This is a genomic window from Ruminococcus sp. 210702-SL.1.03 (assembly GCF_020559915.1).
Lineage (GTDB): Bacteria > Bacillota > Clostridia > Oscillospirales > Ruminococcaceae > YE71.
In genome coordinates this window covers 1-776 of sequence record NZ_JAJCLZ010000111.1, presented here as the reverse complement: position 1 = coordinate 776, position 776 = coordinate 1, and the positions used below count along the sequence as shown (strand labels likewise).

The following is a 776-nucleotide window of genomic DNA, read 5'->3' as shown; positions in this document are numbered from 1 at the left end:
GCTGCGGTTTATCGTGCCCTGCGACACCTCGCCTTCGGGCTGTACGCTGTCGCAGAGGTAGCCGAGCTCGCCCTCAAATACCGCCGTTTTCGCGAAGAGCCCCGCCGTGCTCATACCGTCCGAAACGCTCAGACAGCGCCCCTCAAAGAGCGTTGCGCCGCGGTCTAGGTCTGTTACTGCCACCGTGCTGACCCCCGCCTCAACGGGGTTGTACGCGGGGTTGTCTGGCAAAATACGGAATGAAAACGACGGTATCTCGTTGACGGCTTCTGTTATCTTAGCCTGCGAGATCTTCGGGTCTGACGGACGGTAGCTGTGCAGTATCTCCGACTGCGTGCCGTTGGTCAGTGTTACGCGATAGTTCATTACAGCCGCTCCTTTATCGTCGAGTATCTCAGCGTGGCGGGCATGGTGTTGTGCGTAACGTTAAGCCTGTTATTGCCGCTCTTGACCGCAAAATGCTCGGTATCGACTGCCATGCCGTTGACGTACAGCACGGGCACGCCGTCGCAAACAAGTGAGTACGCGTCCAGCGAAGCCGTCTTGAACTCCGTGCCCGCGCCGACGTGATACGGCACTTTGACCGCGCTCAGAGCGCTTGCGCCTACCGCCTTGCTTAGGGTGAGCGTAACGCCGTAAGTGCTCGCGGTGCCGTTCGGGTACACAGCCTGCAAATAGATATAGTCGTCGTCCTGTCCGAATACAGTGGAGTATCTGCCGCCGCTCGCCGCCGTAACTATGCCGCCCATCGTGGGTATAGCGTACTGCGTTACATT

Annotated in this window: 2 protein-coding genes; both read right to left on the bottom strand. The window is 58.8% G+C overall.

Going from position 1 to position 776, the window contains the following annotated elements:
* Positions 1–366: hypothetical protein (locus tag LI114_RS13665; protein WP_227221125.1), on the bottom strand; the 366-nt coding region annotated here is incomplete at its 3' end.
* Positions 366–776, bottom strand: a 411-nt coding sequence (locus tag LI114_RS13660; protein ID WP_227221124.1) for a hypothetical protein, incomplete at its 5' end; no start/stop codon positions are given. The genes LI114_RS13665 and LI114_RS13660, both read right to left, overlap by 1 nt.